Source organism: Gulosibacter sp. 10, from assembly GCF_900163695.1.
Taxonomy (GTDB): domain Bacteria; phylum Actinomycetota; class Actinomycetes; order Actinomycetales; family Microbacteriaceae; genus Gulosibacter.
The window spans coordinates 34,577-49,435 of the sequence record NZ_FUIC01000051.1; the positions used below are offsets into that span (position 1 = coordinate 34,577).

The window sequence follows — 14,859 nt, forward strand, 5'->3', positions numbered from 1 at the left end:
GGCGTGCCCAGGGGGCGAGGGCTACGGGCGGGGGCGCCGGTGAGCCCGCTGCAAGGTAAGCGACAGAAGCCGGGATGGGGCGCATGGCGGCGCGGCGCCGAGTATGGGGATGCGGCGGCTATTCATCCCGGACTCGGCGTAGGGCAGGACGGGCGGGACGCCCGGTGCAGGGCAGGGCGCCGAGTGCAGGGCAGGGCGCCGAGTGCAGGGCAGGGCGCCGAGTGCAGGGCAGGGCGCCGAGTGCAGGGCAGGGCGCCGAGTGCAGGGCAGGGCGCCGAGTGCAGGGCAGGGCGCCGAGTGCAGGATAGGGCGTCGAGCGTCGGGATCCGGGCTCGCCACGCGCCACGCGCCGCGCGCCGGCGAGGAGCGGCCCGGACCCGACCCTAGGACATCTGCGGCGCGTGCACCCGCTCGAAGCGCACCGTGATCGCCTTGAACCCGGGGGTGTTCGACTCCCGCGCCTTGAGGTCCCGGTGCACGAGCGCGTTCGCCTCCGGGAAGTAGGCGGCCGCGCAGCCGCGCGCCGTGGGGTAGGAGACGAGGCGGAACGCATCCGCCCGCCGCTCCTCGCCGCGGAACACGCTCACCACGTCCACGAGCTCGCGATCCTCGAAGCCGAGCGCGGCGAGGTCGTCCGGGTGCACGAGGATGACCCGCCGGCCGTTCTTGATGCCCCGGTAGCGGTCGTCGAGCCCGTAGAACGTGGTGTTGTACTGGTCGTGCGAGCGCATGGTCTGCAGGATGAGGTAGCCCTCGGGCGCCTCCAGGTACTCGAGCGGACTCACGGTGAACTGCGCGCGCTTCGTGGGCGTCGCGAAGGTGCGGGTATCGCGCGGCGGGCTCGGCAGCTGGAATCCGTTGCGCTGCCGCACGCGGCGGTTGAAGTCCTCGAATCCGGGCAGCGTGCGCGAGATGCGGTCGCGGATGACGTCGTAGTCGTCGGCCATCGCGCGCCAGTCGATCACGTGGTCGGGGCCGAAGGTCGCCTCGGCCATGCGCGCGACGATGACGGGCTCGGCGAGCAGGTGCGGGGACACGGGCTTGAGGCGCCCTTGCGTGGAGTGGACCATCGACATCGAGTCCTCGACGGAGAGGAACTGGGCGCCGCCGGGATGCTTGTCGTCGATGTCGGTGCGGCCCAGCGTGGGCAGGATGATCGAGGTCCTGCCGTGCACGACGTGCGAGCGGTTCGGCTTGGTCGAGATGTGGACCGTGAGGCCCGCCCGCTGCATCCCCGCCTCGAGCCGCTCGGTCTCGGCGTTCGCGCTCGCGAAGTTGCCGCCCATCGAGACGAAGACGTCGACCTCGTCATTCTCGAACGCGGCGATGGAGTCGGTCGAGTCGTAGCCGTGCTCGCGCGGCGAGGCGATGCCGAACTCCTCGTCGATGGCGTCGAGCAGCCAGGGCGCGGGCTTCTCCCAGATGCCCATCGTGCGGTCGCCCTGCACGTTCGAGTGGCCGCGCACGGGGCACGCGCCGGCGCCGGGCTTGCCGAAGTTGCCCTGCAGCAGCAGGATGTTCACGAACTCGCGCAGCGTGTCGACCGAGTGCGGCTGCTGCGTGACGCCGAGCGCCCAGCAGATGATCGTCGCGTCGGAGTCCGCGAGCATCCGCGCGACCTTCGCGATCTCGTCTCGGCCGAGGCCCGTGGCGCGCTCGGTCTCGTCCCAGTCGATCGTCCGCCGCGCCTCGCGGTAGGCCTCGAAGTGCTCGGTGCGGGTCTCGACGAACTCGCGGTCCACGATGGTGCCGGGTGCCGCCTCCTCGAATGAGAGCAGGAGGTGGCCGAAGGCCTGGAAGAGCGCGAGATCCCCGCCGACCCTGACCTGCAGGAACTCGTCCGAGATGCGCACGCCCTTGCCCACGACCCCGCGCGGCGTCTGCGGGTCCTTGAAGTTCATGAGGCCCGTCTCGGGCAGCGGGTTGACCGAGACGACCCGGCCGCCGTTCTCGCGGCACTCGGCGAGGGCCGAGAGCATGCGCGGGTGGTTGGTGCCGGGGTTCTGGCCGACCACGAGCACGAGCTTCGCCCGGTGGATGTCCTCGAGGTCGACGGTGCCCTTGCCCACGCCGATCGTGGGGTTGAGGGCGCTGCCGGAGGACTCGTGGCACATGTTCGAGCAGTCGGGCAGGTTGTTCGTGCCGACGGAGCGGGCGAAGAGCTGGTACATGAAGGCCGTCTCGTTCGCCGTGCGGCCCGAGGTGTAGAACACGCAGCGGTCGGGGGTGGTGGCGCGGATGCGCTCGCCGATGAGCTCGAAGGCCTCCTGCCAGGGGATGGGGGAGTAGTGCGTCTCGCCGGGCCGGATGATCATCGGCTCGGTGATGCGCCCCTGCTGGCCCAGCCAGTACTCGGTCCTGTCCGCGAGGTCCGCGATCGAGTACTCGGCCCAGAACGCCCGGTCGGCCCGGCGCTTGGTGTTCTCCTCGGCGAAGGCCTTCGCGCCGTTCTCGCAGAACTCCGCGGTCTTGCGGCGCCCGTTGGGCTCGGGCCAGGCGCAGCCGGGGCAGTCGAAGCCGCCGCGCTGGTTGATGCGGAGCATCGAGCGGGCCGTGCGTGCGAGGCCGCCCTGCTCGAGACCGCGTTGGAAGGCGACGGTCACGCCCTTGACGCCCGCTGCCGCCTGCTTCGGCTTGCCGACCTCGAGATCGTCCTCGTTGATGTCCTGGACCGGCGACTTGTAGCGCTTCACGATGCGGCTCCTCGGCTGACGGCGGATGGGGTGGCCCCGACGCGGTCGGGATGGGTGTAGATCGTCACGCGGTCGCCCCGGCTGAACCCCGCGAGGGTGATGCCGACCTCGTCGGCGAGGTCGGCGGCGAGCGAGGAGGGCGCGCTGACGGCGGACATGATCGGGATGCCCGCGAGGTGGCACTTCTGCACGAGCTCGAAGGACGCGCGGCCGGACACCTGCAGCACGGTGTCGCGCAGCGGGAGGCGGTGCTCGCGGAGCGCCCAGCCGACGACCTTGTCCACGGCGTTGTGCCGGCCCACGTCCTCGCGGGCGCACAGGAGCTCGCCGTCGAGGGCGAACAGGCCCGCGGCGTGGAGGCCGCCGGTGGAGTCGAACAGCGCCTGGGCCTCGCGGAGGCGGTCGGGCAGCGCGAGCAGCGCATCCACGTCGATGCTCCCCGAGGGCTCGGCGGGGAAGCGGGACTGCCGCCGCACCTCGTCGATCGACGTGGTGCCGCAGACCCCGCAGGCACTCGTGGTGACGACTCGCCGCTCGGCGATGGAGTCTGGATCGAGGCCGAGCACGGCGGCGTCGATCACGTTGAAGGTCTGCTCGCCCCGCTCGTCCTTGCCCGCGCAGTAGCGCATGGTCGCGAGCGCCCGCGCATCGGCGAGGAAACCCTCGGAGACGAGGTTGCCGGCCACGAGGTCGAAGTCGTGGCCCGGGGTGCGCATCGTGACGGCCAGCGGCCGCCCGTTCACGCGGATCTCGAGCGGCTCCTCGCCCGCGAGCGTCTCGCGCACCGGTCTCGCGCCGGAATCCGCGCGCACGAGCACGGCGCGACGACGCGACGTGACCCTCGACATCGTTCCGCCTCCCTGCGCTCGAGACCAGATCCGTCCCAGCCTATCGGGTGCGGCGGGGCGCCGGCTCACGGGCTCGGGGACGTTCCGGCGGCACCCGGCCGACGTGCCGCGCGACGCGGACTCTGCTAGATTCTCCCGATGGAAGGATTCCCCGATCAGCGGGGTATTTCTCGAATCCTCCGAGGGAAGGGCGAAGGCATGCGGGAGCACTCTCCGAACGGCATGCGTCCGGTTCCCACCGCACTCGTCGTCGCCGGGCTGCTGCTGGTCGCGGGCAACCTGCGGGCGGCGATCACCACCGTCGGACCCGTGCTGCCCGGCATCGAGGCGGCGCTCGGCCTCTCCTCGGTGGCGGCGTCCGTGCTGGTGAGCCTGCCGCTGCTCGCCTTCGCGGCGGTCTCGCCCATCGCCCCGCGCCTCGCGCACCGGATCGGCCTGGAGCGGGCCATCGGGCTCGGCCTGGCGGTGCTGGCCGTCGGCCTCGTCGTGCGCTCGACGCCGCCGCTCGCGCTGCTGTGGGTCGGCACGGCGCTGATCGGCATCGCGATCGCGGTGCTCAACGTCGTGCTCCCGGCGCTCGTCAAGCGCGACTTCCCGCGGCGGATCGGCCAGATCACGGGCGCCTATTCGGCGGTGCAGTCGGCGTTCGCGGCCATCGCGGCGGGCGTCGCGGTGCCGGTGGCGGGAGCGACCTCCCTCGGCTGGCGGCTGCCGTTGGGGATGTGGGCGGGCCTCGCGCTCATCGCCCTCGGCGTGCTCCTGCCGCAGCTGCGGCGCGGGCCCGTGCGTCCCGGCGGGAGCCGGGCGCCGCGCGCGGAGGCGGCCGGGGGCACCGGCCCGGTCGCGCAGGCCGTCCGCTCGCCCTGGGGCAGCGCGCTCGGCTGGCAGGTCACCGCCTTCATGGGGCTGCAGTCGGTGCTCTTCTACGTCTTCATCACCTGGCTGCCTGCGATCGAGGCCTCCGCCGGGATCGACGAGGCGGTGGCGGGCGCGCACCAGTTCCTCTACAACGCCTGCGCCATCGCGGGCAGCCTGGCGTGCTCGACGGCCATCGGCAGGCTGCGCGATCAGCGGGCGCTCGGCGTGCTCGTCCCGACGGTCTACCTGATCGCCACGCTCGGCGTGCTCCTCGCGCCCGGCGCATCAGCGGTGTGGGCGAGCATCGGCGGCGTCGCGGGCGGCGCGAGCATCGTGCTGGCGCTCTCCTTCCTCGGCCTCCGGAGCGCGCACCACGCGCAGGCCGCCTCGCTCTCCGGGATGGCGCAGTCGATCGGCTACCTCTTCGCGGCCGCCGGCCCCGTGGCCTTCGGCGCCATCCATGACGCCACCGGCTCCTGGACGCCCGCGCTGCTCCTGCTCCTCGCGGTCGAGGCGGTGCTCATCGGCTTCGGCTACCTCTCCGGCCGGGACCGGACGATCGGCTAGCGCCGCGCGTCCGCGCGGCTCCATACGGGCCCGCGCGTCTCCGGCCGCGTCCGTCAGCGATCGCGGATCAGGCGCGGGACGAGTCGCACGAACAGCACCATGATCAGCAGCTCGACGAGGGTCTGCGTCACCACCGCGAGCGGGGCGAGGTCGAAGGCGCTCGGCAGCGCGAGCACGAGGGGCAGCACCACGAGCGAATTGCGCGTGACGCCGCTGAAGACCGTCGCCCGGGCGGCGGGCGCGTCGAGCCGGGTCCACCGGGCGACGCCGGCGCCGATCGCGGTCATCGCGGCGGCGAAGAGCAGGTACACGGGCACCGCCAGCAGCAGCGAACCGAGCTGGCGCCCCACGCCGCCGATCTGCGAGGCGACGACGGCCGCGAGCGTGAGCATCATGAGCGGCACCATCGCCCCGAGGCCCGCCGAGCGCAGCGCGCGGCCGGCCCGGCTTCGGCGCGCGGCCAGCTGCGTGAGCCACGCCGCGAGCAGGGGCAGCAGGATCAGCGCGGCGAACGCCTCGGCGAAGGGCGCGAGGTCCACCGCCGCGACGAATCCGGGGCCCAGGAACAGCCAGAGGTAGACCGGCAGCAGGAGCATCTGCGCGAGCATGAGCAGCGGCGCGGCCGCGAGCAGCAGGGCGCTCGCACCGCCGGCGAGGCCGGTGAACACGATCACGTAGTCGACGCAGGGGGTGAGCAGCACGAACAGCACGCCGACGAGCAGCGCCTGCTCGTGGGCCACGATCCTCGAGAGCGGCCAGACGACGAGCGGCGCGGCCGCGAAGTTCACGAGCAGCACCGCGCCGAGGAATCGCCGGTCGCGGAACGCGCCGCGGATCTCGGCGAAGGGCACGCCGAGGAACGTCGCGTAGAGCAGGAGCCCGAGCACCGGCGTGACGGCGAATCCTGCCGGCGCGGCCAGCCCCGGCAGCAGCGCGCCCGCGAGCCCGCCGACGAGGAGGGCGAGCAGGTACAGGGCGACCTGATGCCGCTCCATCCACCGCACGGCCGCTCGCATGTTCGCCATTCTCGCAGGTCGGTGCATTCGCCCGGCATCGGTGGAAGTTCGCGTAATGGTTGACGTTCCCGCACATCGACCGGCCCTTCGTGCTGAGCGTCTCGGCGCGGGACGGGCCGCCGTGCTCAGATCCGAGGCGGCGGAAAATCGCCCCAGGGGTCGGCTGGGGGTCTGCTCCCGCGAGCTTCCTCGTCGATCAGCGACTTGATGTACTGGTCGAGATACGGGAGCGAGAACTCGACATAGCCGTGACCCGCGCTCTGCACATAGCCCGTGTCGATGAGCCGCCGCTTGTACACCTGCACGTACTGGTCATAGGCGTCCATCCGCGCCTTGAGGTCCGCGATGCGCGTCCGGCCTTCGTCCTGCGCCATCGCTCTGAGGAAGTCCTTGTCCCTCTCGGACAGATCGTCGTAGACCCTGCTGATGACGCGGTCCTGCACAGCCTTGATCCCGCGCTCCAAAGCGTAGTCGGCATCCTCGATCGAGATGACGGGGGCGTCGGGTGTGCGGCGCCATGCGTAGTCGCCTACCAACTGGATGAGGTAGGGGTAGCCCTGTGAGATCGAGGTCAGATGGTCGAGTGCCGCCGGTGCCACGGACCGTCCGCCGAGGCTGGTGGTCTCGGCGATCACATACCTCGTCTCATCCGGGGTGAGGCGACGGAAGTCGAGCCGGCGCGAGCGGCGCAGAAACGTGTTGTGCTCGTGCTTCAAGAGCTCGTTGAGGTCGACTTGGATGCCTGCGAAGACGACCATGATGTTCGCTCCTGAGGTGAGGGCATGCTGGATTTCGAGAGCGAAACGCGACAGCTCTCGCAACCGTGTCCTGCCGGAAGAGACCTCATCGATCGTGATCAGCAGACCTCCGCGGCCTTCGAGCGCATCCGAGAGCGCTTTCAGGTCGTGCCGAAGCAGAGGCGCGGCTTCCCGTGCGGCTCCAGCCTGCTCCCACGAGACTCCGAACTGCCCGATGCTGAACGAGGACAGCCGGTTGTGCGCGGGTTCGGACAAGGCATTGCGGATCCTGGGAATCGTCGACTTCATCACTCGGTCCATGAGGCCACGGCTCGCATCATCGCTGATGACGAGCCAGCCGTGTCCCATAGCATGGTCCTGGAGCAGCGACAGCATGGCCGTCTTGCCGGCTCCGCGAAGTCCTGAGACGAGAACCGACTGGTTTTCTCCGAAATCCAGGGTCTCGAAGACGGCGGAGAGTTCGCTGATCGCCTGCCGATGCCCGCCGAATACCGCGGGTTTGCGTCCGTATCCGGGGTTGAACGGACTGGGCTGATGGTTGCGGATCACGTCAGCGGCGTCCCTCCGTTGGTATTTAGTTTTTTTATTTATCGGCTTCTGACACTGTGCAGGCGAACGGCCAACTGTCCGATCGGGGGCGGAGCGACGGTCGGGGCTTGCGAAGAACCCGGAAAGCGACGAATGGCCCCGCGGAACCGGATGAGGGTTCCGCCGGGCCATTCGTCCCCGACAGGCAGGCGGTCGCTACACCAGCAGCGACATGGGCTCCTCGATGCGGCGCACGAACGCCGCGAGCCACTGGGCGGCGAGCGCCCCGTCGAGCACGCGGTGATCGGCCGAGAGGGTCACGGTCATGACCTTCGCGACCTCGAGCGCGCCGCCCTCGCCCACGACCGGCCGGTCGGCGGCCGCGCCGACGGCGAGGATGCCCGACTGCGGCGGGTTGAGGATGGCCGAGAACTCCTCCGTGCCGTACATGCCGAGGTTCGACACCGAGAACGAACCGCCCTCGAGCTCGTGCTGCTTGAGCCGGCCCTCGCGGCCGCGCCCGGCGAGCTCGCGGATCTCCGCGCTCAGCGCCGAGAGCGACTTGCGCTGCACGTCCCGCACCACCGGGGTCACGAGCCCGTTCGGCACGGACACGGCGACCGCGATGTCGACGGCCTCGAAGCGGCGCACGGCCGTGTCGGTCCAGATGGAGTTCGCCTCGGGCACCTCGACGAAGGCGGCGGCTGCCGCCTTCACGACGAGGTCGTTCACCGAGATCTTCACCGGCGAGACCTCGTTGAGCCGCGCGCGCAGATCCAGCAGCGCGCCGACCCGAAGGTCGGCCTTCAGGTAGAAGTGCGGCACGCTCGACTTGCTCTCGGTGAGCCGCCGGGCGATCGCGCGGCGCATGCCGGTGTGCGGGATGTCCTCGTGCGGCCGGTCTGTGCCCGGCGCCGGTGCGCCCGACACGGCGGCCGGCCCCGTGGCGGCCGGCCCCGCGGCGGCCTGGCCCGTGGGGGCCGGATCCGCAGGGGCGGATTCGGAGGGGGCGGACTCGGTGAGGGCGTGCCCGGCGGCGGGAGCGGCCGGGACGGAGGCGCTCGCGGGCCCCTCCGCGAGGTGGCGCTCGATATCGCGGCGCACGATGCGGCCGTTCGGGCCGGTGCCGGTCAGCTCGGCGACGTCGACGCCCGCCTCCTTCGCGAGCTTGCGCGCGAGCGGACTCGAGAAGATGCGCGCGCCGGCGGCAGACGCGGCGGCGGCAGACGCGGCGGCGTCCGTCGCGGCCCCGGCCGGGGTCGCCGCGCGCTCGGGTGCGGGCGCATCCGCGGGGCGCTCGGGCGCGGGCGCATCCGCCTCGGGCGCCGAGTCGGCGTCCGGTCGGCCCGACCCGTCCGGTCGGTCCGAACCGTCCGAGCCGTCCGCCCCGACCGGCGCGTGCTCCGCCAGCGCGTCCGCCGTCGACTCGCCCTCCGCGGCGATCACCGCGATGCCGGTGCCCACGGGGATGGGCGACCCGGCCTCGACCAGGGCGCCGGCGAAGACGCCCTCGTGCTGGGCCTCGTACTCCACGACGGCCTTCTCCGTCTCGATCTCGGCCAGCGGCCGGCCGACGGCGATCGCGTCGCCCGCCTGCACGAGCCAGGCGACGATCGTCGCATCCTCGCCTCCCGCGGCGAGCTGCGGCATCCGGATGAGCTCCGACATCAGTTCCCTCCCCAGGCCTGGCGCACGCGCTCGAGCCCCGCGACGACCTCTTCGGTGCCGGCGATCGCGGCGCGCTCGAGCACCTTCGAGATCGACGGCGAGGCCTCGCCGCCGGTGACCCGCTCGATCGGCTGATCGAGGTAGTCGAAGTAGCGGCGCTGGATCTCGTCGGCGAGCCACGCGCCGTAGGACGTGCCGCGCGCGCCCTGCTCGACGATCAGCACGTTGCCGGTCTTGCGGATCGACTCGCCGATGGTGTCCCAGTCGAGGGAGGCGCGGTCGAGCCAGCGCAGGTCGACGACCTCGGCGTCCACGCCCGTCCGCTCCACGGCCTCGAGGGAGCGGTCGACCATCGACAGGTACGTGAGGACGGTGGCTTCCGAGCCCTCGCGGCGCACCGCGGCGCTGCCGGGCGGGATGACGTAGTCGAGCCCGCCCGCGGGCACGCTGTCCTTCTTGCCGTAGAGGTCCACGTGCTCGATCACGAGCACCGGGTCGTTCAGCGCGAGCGCCGCGTTCATGAGGCCCACGTAGTCGGCCGCCGTGGAGGCGGCGACGATGCGCCAGCCCGGGTGCGCGGCGTAGATGCCGGCCGGGTCCATGAGGTGCTGCGAGCCGTAGCCCGAGCCCATCGCGACCTTGGAGCGGAGCACGAGCGGCACGTCGCTCTCGCCGCCGAACATGTGGCGGATCTTGCCGGCCTGGTTGAACACCTGATCGGCGGCCACCCACATGAAGTCGGCGTACATGAACTCCACCACTGGGCGGTAGCGCCCGTCGAGCGCGATGCCGGTGGCGAGGCCGAAGAAGCCGTTCTCGCTGATGGGGGTGCCGATGACGCGCTCCGCGCCGAACCGGTCCACGAGGCCCTTGGTGGCGCCGTTCGTGCCGCCGCCGAGGTGCTGGACGTCCTCGCCCATCACGACGATGCGGTCGTCCGCCGCCATCCGCTCGCCCATGACCTCGGCCACGGCGTCGACGAACGCGATGTCGCGCCACTCCTGGGCCTCGGCGGGCTCGGCCGCGCGCAGCGGCTCGAGCTCCTCGCCCGAGGAGCGGATGCCGACGTCCACGAAGGCGGGGTCGGGCCAGAGCTCGGGGCGGATGCGGCGGGCGCCGGTCTTCGACTCCGGGTCGGGTTCGACGAGCGCCTCGACGATGCCGCGCATCGCATCCACGGCCTGGGCGCGGACGGCGGCGACGCCCTCCTCGTCGATGCGGCCGAGCCGCTGCATCTCGTCGGCCACCCGCTGCAGCGGGTCGCGCCGCCGCCATTCCTGCTCCTCGTCCTTGCTGCGGTAGCCGAACGCGCTGCCGGGGAAGGGGCCGTTCTGGTGGAAGAAGCGGTAGACCTCGGCCTCGATGATCGCGGGGCCCTCGCCCGCGCGCATCCGCTCGAGCGCCTCCTGGGTCGCGAGGTGCACGGCGAGGGGGTCCATCCCGTCCACCTGCCAGGAGGGGACGGCGAAGCCCTGACCGCGGATCGAGAACCGGGTGTCTGCGGCGATCTCGGCCGCGTGGGTCGAGACGGCGTACTGGTTGTTCTCGATGAAGTAGGCCACCGGGAGCTTCCACGCCGCCGCGAGGTTGAAGGATTCGAGCACCGAGCCGATCTGGCTCGAGCCGTCGCCGAAGTAGTTGATCGTGACGCCGTCGGTGCCGGCGCGCCGCTGGGCCCACGCGTTGCCCGCGGCCATCGGGGCGCCGCCGCCGACGATCGCGTTGGTGCCGAGCGCGCCGGCCTCGAGCCACTGCAGGTGCATCGAGCCGCCGCGGCCGTGCGAGAAGCCCTGGTCGAGGCCGAGGATCTCGGCGAGGGTGCGCTGCAGCACCTCGCGCAGCTCGGGGCCGACGAGGGCCCCGAGGTCGAGGTCGGGGGCGACGTGGCCGATGACCTTCGCGAGGAACTGGTGATGGCCGCGATGCGAGCCGCTCACGCCGTCCTCGCTGGTCAGACCCAGGATGGATCCAACCGCGCCGCCCTCCTGGCCGATGCTCGAGTGCGCCGGGCCGTGGACGAGGCCCTCGCCGGCGAGCTGCAGGACGGCCTCCTCGAACGCGCGGACGAGGTGGAGCCGGCCCAGCATGTTGGCGAGCAGCTGGGGGTCTGCGGCCTCCCAGTCTTCGGGAGTGGTCTCGAGCCGGACCCAGGGGACTCCGGTCTCGAGCGGGATTCGTGTGGGCATCCTTGCCTCGCCTTCGTGGTCGATCTTCCCTCGCGGGGTGACTGCTCCGCTTGATTGGATACAATCTTAGGCGACATGCGCGCTCCAGAGCAACGACGACGGCGAGGCGCGCACGAACGAGCAGCGACAGGAGCAGGCATGATCCCAGGCATCCGCGGTACCGACCACTTCGGCATCACCGTTCCCGATATGGCCGAGGCGCACGAATTCCTCACCCGCATCCTCGGCGCGGTGCCGATCTACGAGCTCGGCGGGAAATCCGCCGAGGACGACTGGATGGCCGTGCAGCTCGGCGTGCACCCGCGGACCACGATCACGGACATCCGCTTCTACCGGCTCGGCAACGGCTCGAACATCGAGCTGTTCGCCTACGATTCGGCGGACGGGCAGCGCCCCCAGCCCCGCAACAGCGACATCGGCGGGCATCACCTCGCCTTCTACGTCGACGACATCGATGCCGCGGTCGCGTGGCTGCGAGGCGAGGGCGTCGAGGTGATGGGGGAGCCGGTGGCGAGCGCCGAGGCCGCGGCCGGCCAGCGCTGGGTCTACTTCCGGGCCCCGTGGGGGCTGCAGTTCGAGCTCGTGAGCTACCCGGAGGGGAAGGCCTACGAGGCGGATGCCGACGTGCTGCTCTGGCATCCGGCGCATCCGGCCCGCTGATCCCCGCTGCTCCTCCGCGCACGCCGGGTCGGTGTTCGGCTCGCGGCGCGGTTCGGCTCGCGGCGCTGCCCGGTTCGCGGCACCGCCCGGTTCCCGGCGGCGCCCGGTTCGCGACGGCCCGGGCGCCGCGCCGCTAGATTGGTGCTGTGAGCACTTCCATTCCACGAGCGGACCGCGTCGCCCACGGCAGCGCCGGCAGCCACGTCGCCCGGCGGCTGCGCGAGGCGATCCTCGAGGGCGGCTTCGCCCCGGGCTCGCGGCTGCGGCAGGAGGAGCTGGCGGAGCGCTTCGAGGCGTCCCGGGTGCCGGTGCGCGAGGCGCTCCGGCTGCTCGAGGCCGAGGGGCTCGTGACCAACGTGCCCAACAAAGGGTCCTGGGTGGCGAGGCTCAACCACGCCGAGTGCGACGAGCTCTACCGCGTGCGCGAGCGGCTCGAGCCGCTCCTGCTGACGATGAGCATCCCCGGGCTCACGCCCGAGGTCGTCGACGAGCTGCGCCGCCTCGCCGACGCGATGGGCGGGGCGGTCTCGCCCGAGGAGTTCCTGCGGCTCGACACCGAATTCCACGCGCTCACCTACTCGGGCGCGGGCACGATCTGGCTCGGCGAGCAGGTGCGCCGGCTGTGGAACCGCACCCAGCACTACCGGCGGGCGTTCGCCGTCCTCGTGCGCGCGGAGGGCGACGAGGTCGTGGACCACGACCACCAGCTGCTCGTGGCCGCGATCGCCGCGGGCGACGCCGAGGAGGCGGGCTCGGTGCTCGCGTTCCACATCCGCCGCACGCGCCTGCAGCTCGCCGAGCACCCCGAGATCTTCACGGCCTAGCCGTCCCCGGGCGGCGCCGGCGCCCCGACTGGGACGGATAGCCCGCCGGAGCGTCATCGCGCCTCGACGCGGCTATCCGTCCCGATCCGGGCGGCACGAGGCCGGTCCGTGCAAGGCCGGTCGGCACGAGACTGGGCGGCACGAAGCTGGGCGGCGCGGCCTCGGGGAAGAAGCCGGGACCGGGGAAGAGGCCGGGCGCGGGGCCGGATGCGGCGCCCACGCCCGGCACCCGCACCCGCACCCGCGCGGGCGGCTCAGCGCCCGGAGCCCAGCGAGAGCTCCTCCGAGAGGTGGTCGGCGAGGTGCTCCGCGATCGCGAGGGAGCTGGTCGCGCCGGGGGAGGGCGCGTTGCGCACGAAGATGCTGCGGCCCGAGCGCTGGATGACGAAGTCGTCCACCAGGGTGCCGTCGGAGTTCATCGCCTGGGCGCGGACGCCGCGGGTGAGGCGGGTGACCTTCGCATCGGCGAGCTCCGGCACGAACCTCGCCGCGCCGCTGAGGAAGCGCTTCGTCGAGAGCACGCCGCCGAACTCCTCGAACGCCGAGGCGATGTTCTTGCCCGCGAAGCGCCAGAATCCCGGGTTCGCGGCGACCGCGAGCAGGTCCTTCGGATTGAGCGACCAGTCGCGGTAGCCCTCGCGCGCGAACGAGAGGAAGGCGTTGGGGCCGATCATCACGTTGCCGTCCACGCGGCGGGTGATGTGCACGCCGAGGAACGGGTACGCCGGATCCGGCACCGGGTAGACGAGGCCGTTCGTGGCGCCGTTGAAGCGCTCCTCGAGCAGCAGGTACTGGCCGAAGAAAGGCACGATGGCCGGGTCGCGCTCGGCGCCCGAGGCGCGCGCGATGCGGTCCGACTGCAGCCCGCCGCACACCACCGCGGCGTCGAAGCGATCGCCGCCGCGGTTCGTCTCGACGATCACGGTGGCGCCGTCGTCCACGATGCGCTCCACCTCGGTGGACATCCGCAGCTCGCCGCCGTTCGCGGCGAAGTCCCGCGCGAGCGCCGCGGTGACGCGGCCGTAGTCGATGATGGCGGTCTCGGGGGAGTGGACCGCCGCGAGGCCCTCCACGCGGGGCTCGATCTCGCGCAGCTCGGCCCGGTCGACGAGCCGCACGCCCGGCACGCCGTTCGCCTTCGCGCGCCGGTGGATGTCGTCGAGCCGCTCGCGCTCCAGCTCGTCGGTGGCGACGACGACCTTGCCGCAGGCCTCGTAGGGCACGTCGTTCGCCTCCGCGAACTCCCGGAGCAGGTCGACCCCGCGCCGGGTCAGCCGCGCCTTGAGGCCGCCCGGCTCGTAGTACAGGCCCGCGTGCACGACGCCCGAGTTGTGGCCGGTCTGATGGCCCGCGACGCGGTGCTCCTTCTCGAACAGCACGACCCGGGAGTCCGGGAAGCGGCGGTGGAGCTCGCGGGCGGTTGCGGTGCCGATGATGCCGCCGCCGACGACGGCGATGGAGCGGGGAGCGGGCATGGTGCGGTTCCTGTTCTACGAATGCTCTGCGAGGGATGGGGGATACTGGCGGGATGGAATCGATCTCTCGTCCGCCGAGCCTGAGCGAGCTCGCGACCGAGCGGCTCCGCCGCGCGATCATGACCGGACAGCTCGAGGTCGGGGAGCGCTACTCGGCCACCGAGCTCGGGGAGGAGATCGGGGTGTCGCGGACGCCGATCCGCGAGGCGGCGCAGGAGCTCGCGCGGATCGGGATGGTCGAGGTCGAGCGCAACCGGGGCATCCGCATCCTGCCCACGAGCATCGATTCGCTGCTCGAGGGATTCGAGGTGCGGCTCATGCTTGAGGTGCCGCTCGCGCGCCGTGCGGCGATGGTGCGGTCGGAGGCCGACATCGAGCGGCTGCGGGAGTGCTACGAGCGGTTCCGCGAGGCCGCCGAGGCGGAGGACGCGGACGCGACCCTGCGCGTGGACCGCGACCTCCACACGCTGCTGCTGCGGATCGCGGGCAACGCCCGCGCCTCGCGGCTGTTGCACGACCAGCGCAGCATGGTGCTCCGCACGGGCGTCGGCACGGTGCCGCGCAGCCGCACGGCGCGCGAGTGCTACGAGGACCACGCGGACCTCGTGCGCGCCGTCGTCGACGGCGACGCCGAAGCCGCGGGCCGGGCCATGAACCGGCACATCCTCAACACCGCCGACCTGCTCATCCGGCAGGAGACCGCCGAGGACGGCGAATTCGCCCGCGAGGGGGCGATCCGCCGGCTCGATTGGCTGCGCGAGTAGCACGGGGCGCCTCC

At 72.2% G+C, this 14,859-nt stretch carries 11 protein-coding genes; 4 read left to right on the forward strand and 7 right to left on the reverse strand.

The window, feature by feature from the left end:
* Nucleotides 1–383 precede the first annotated feature (383 nt).
* Nucleotides 384–2,696, reverse strand: a complete 2,313-nt coding sequence (locus FM112_RS15595) for an FdhF/YdeP family oxidoreductase (RefSeq protein ID WP_087009338.1) — start codon at nt 2,694–2,696, stop codon at nt 384–386.
* The gene (gene fdhD / locus FM112_RS15600; RefSeq protein WP_087009286.1) at nt 2,690–3,541 is read right to left on the reverse strand and encodes a formate dehydrogenase accessory sulfurtransferase FdhD; all 852 of its coding nucleotides are present in this window, start codon (nt 3,539–3,541) and stop codon (nt 2,690–2,692) included. The genes FM112_RS15595 and fdhD overlap by 7 nt, the downstream gene beginning before the upstream one ends.
* A gap of 222 nt (nt 3,542–3,763) precedes the next feature.
* Here fdhD and FM112_RS15605 point away from each other — a divergent pair, with 222 nt between their 5' ends.
* A complete protein-coding gene (locus tag FM112_RS15605; protein ID WP_254910542.1) occupies nt 3,764–4,966 on the forward strand; it encodes an MFS transporter in 1,203 nt (400 codons plus the stop codon).
* 53 nt (nt 4,967–5,019) lie between these two features.
* Here FM112_RS15605 and FM112_RS15610 read toward each other — a convergent pair whose 3' ends face one another.
* The 4 genes from FM112_RS15610 to FM112_RS15625 form a co-directional block, all read right to left on the reverse strand.
* Nucleotides 5,020–5,982, reverse strand: a complete 963-nt coding sequence (locus FM112_RS15610; RefSeq protein ID WP_087009340.1) for an arsenic resistance protein — start codon at nt 5,980–5,982, stop codon at nt 5,020–5,022.
* A gap of 125 nt (nt 5,983–6,107) precedes the next feature.
* Nucleotides 6,108–7,289: an ATP-binding protein gene (locus tag FM112_RS15615; RefSeq protein WP_087009290.1), complete on the reverse strand. Its 1,182-nt coding sequence runs from the start codon at nt 7,287–7,289 to the stop codon at nt 6,108–6,110.
* Nucleotides 7,290–7,484: 195 nt separating this feature from the next.
* Nucleotides 7,485–8,936, reverse strand: coding sequence for a 2-oxo acid dehydrogenase subunit E2 (locus tag FM112_RS15620; protein ID WP_087009292.1), 1,452 nt, complete (start codon nt 8,934–8,936; stop codon nt 7,485–7,487).
* Entirely contained in the window at nt 8,936–11,122 is a 2,187-nt protein-coding gene (locus tag FM112_RS15625; protein WP_087009294.1) for a thiamine pyrophosphate-dependent enzyme, read from the reverse strand. The genes FM112_RS15620 and FM112_RS15625 overlap by 1 nt, the downstream gene beginning before the upstream one ends.
* Before the next feature lie 138 nt (nt 11,123–11,260).
* Here FM112_RS15625 and FM112_RS15630 point away from each other — a divergent pair, with 138 nt between their 5' ends.
* Entirely contained in the window at nt 11,261–11,782 is a 522-nt protein-coding gene (locus FM112_RS15630; protein WP_087009296.1) for a VOC family protein, read from the forward strand.
* 146 nt (nt 11,783–11,928) lie between these two features.
* The gene (locus tag FM112_RS15635; protein ID WP_254910543.1) at nt 11,929–12,606 is read left to right on the forward strand and encodes a GntR family transcriptional regulator; all 678 of its coding nucleotides are present in this window, start codon (nt 11,929–11,931) and stop codon (nt 12,604–12,606) included.
* Nucleotides 12,607–12,860: 254 nt separating this feature from the next.
* Here FM112_RS15635 and lhgO read toward each other — a convergent pair whose 3' ends face one another.
* A complete protein-coding gene (gene lhgO, locus FM112_RS15640) occupies nt 12,861–14,081 on the reverse strand; it encodes an L-2-hydroxyglutarate oxidase (RefSeq protein WP_087009298.1) in 1,221 nt (406 codons plus the stop codon).
* Nucleotides 14,082–14,134: 53 nt separating this feature from the next.
* Between lhgO and FM112_RS15645 the strand changes: the two genes are divergently transcribed.
* Nucleotides 14,135–14,845, forward strand: coding sequence for a GntR family transcriptional regulator (locus tag FM112_RS15645; RefSeq protein WP_087009300.1), 711 nt, complete (start codon nt 14,135–14,137; stop codon nt 14,843–14,845).
* Nucleotides 14,846–14,859 lie beyond the last annotated feature (14 nt).

Excerpts from the sequence above, each read along its gene's own strand:
- fdhD (WP_087009286.1), bottom strand. The coding sequence starts at position 3,541 with ATGTCGAGGGTCACGTCGCGTCGTCGCGCCGTGCTCGTGCGCGCGGAT.
- FM112_RS15605 (WP_254910542.1), top strand. The coding sequence starts at position 3,764 with ATGCGTCCGGTTCCCACCGCACTCGTCGTCGCCGGGCTGCTGCTGGTC.
- FM112_RS15610 (WP_087009340.1), bottom strand. The coding sequence starts at position 5,982 with ATGCGAGCGGCCGTGCGGTGGATGGAGCGGCATCAGGTCGCCCTGTAC.
- FM112_RS15620 (WP_087009292.1), bottom strand. The coding sequence starts at position 8,936 with ATGTCGGAGCTCATCCGGATGCCGCAGCTCGCCGCGGGAGGCGAGGAT.
- FM112_RS15625 (WP_087009294.1), bottom strand. The coding sequence starts at position 11,122 with ATGCCCACACGAATCCCGCTCGAGACCGGAGTCCCCTGGGTCCGGCTC.
- FM112_RS15630 (WP_087009296.1), top strand. The coding sequence starts at position 11,261 with ATGATCCCAGGCATCCGCGGTACCGACCACTTCGGCATCACCGTTCCC.
- lhgO (WP_087009298.1), bottom strand. The coding sequence starts at position 14,081 with ATGCCCGCTCCCCGCTCCATCGCCGTCGTCGGCGGCGGCATCATCGGC.
- FM112_RS15645 (WP_087009300.1), top strand. The coding sequence starts at position 14,135 with ATGGAATCGATCTCTCGTCCGCCGAGCCTGAGCGAGCTCGCGACCGAG.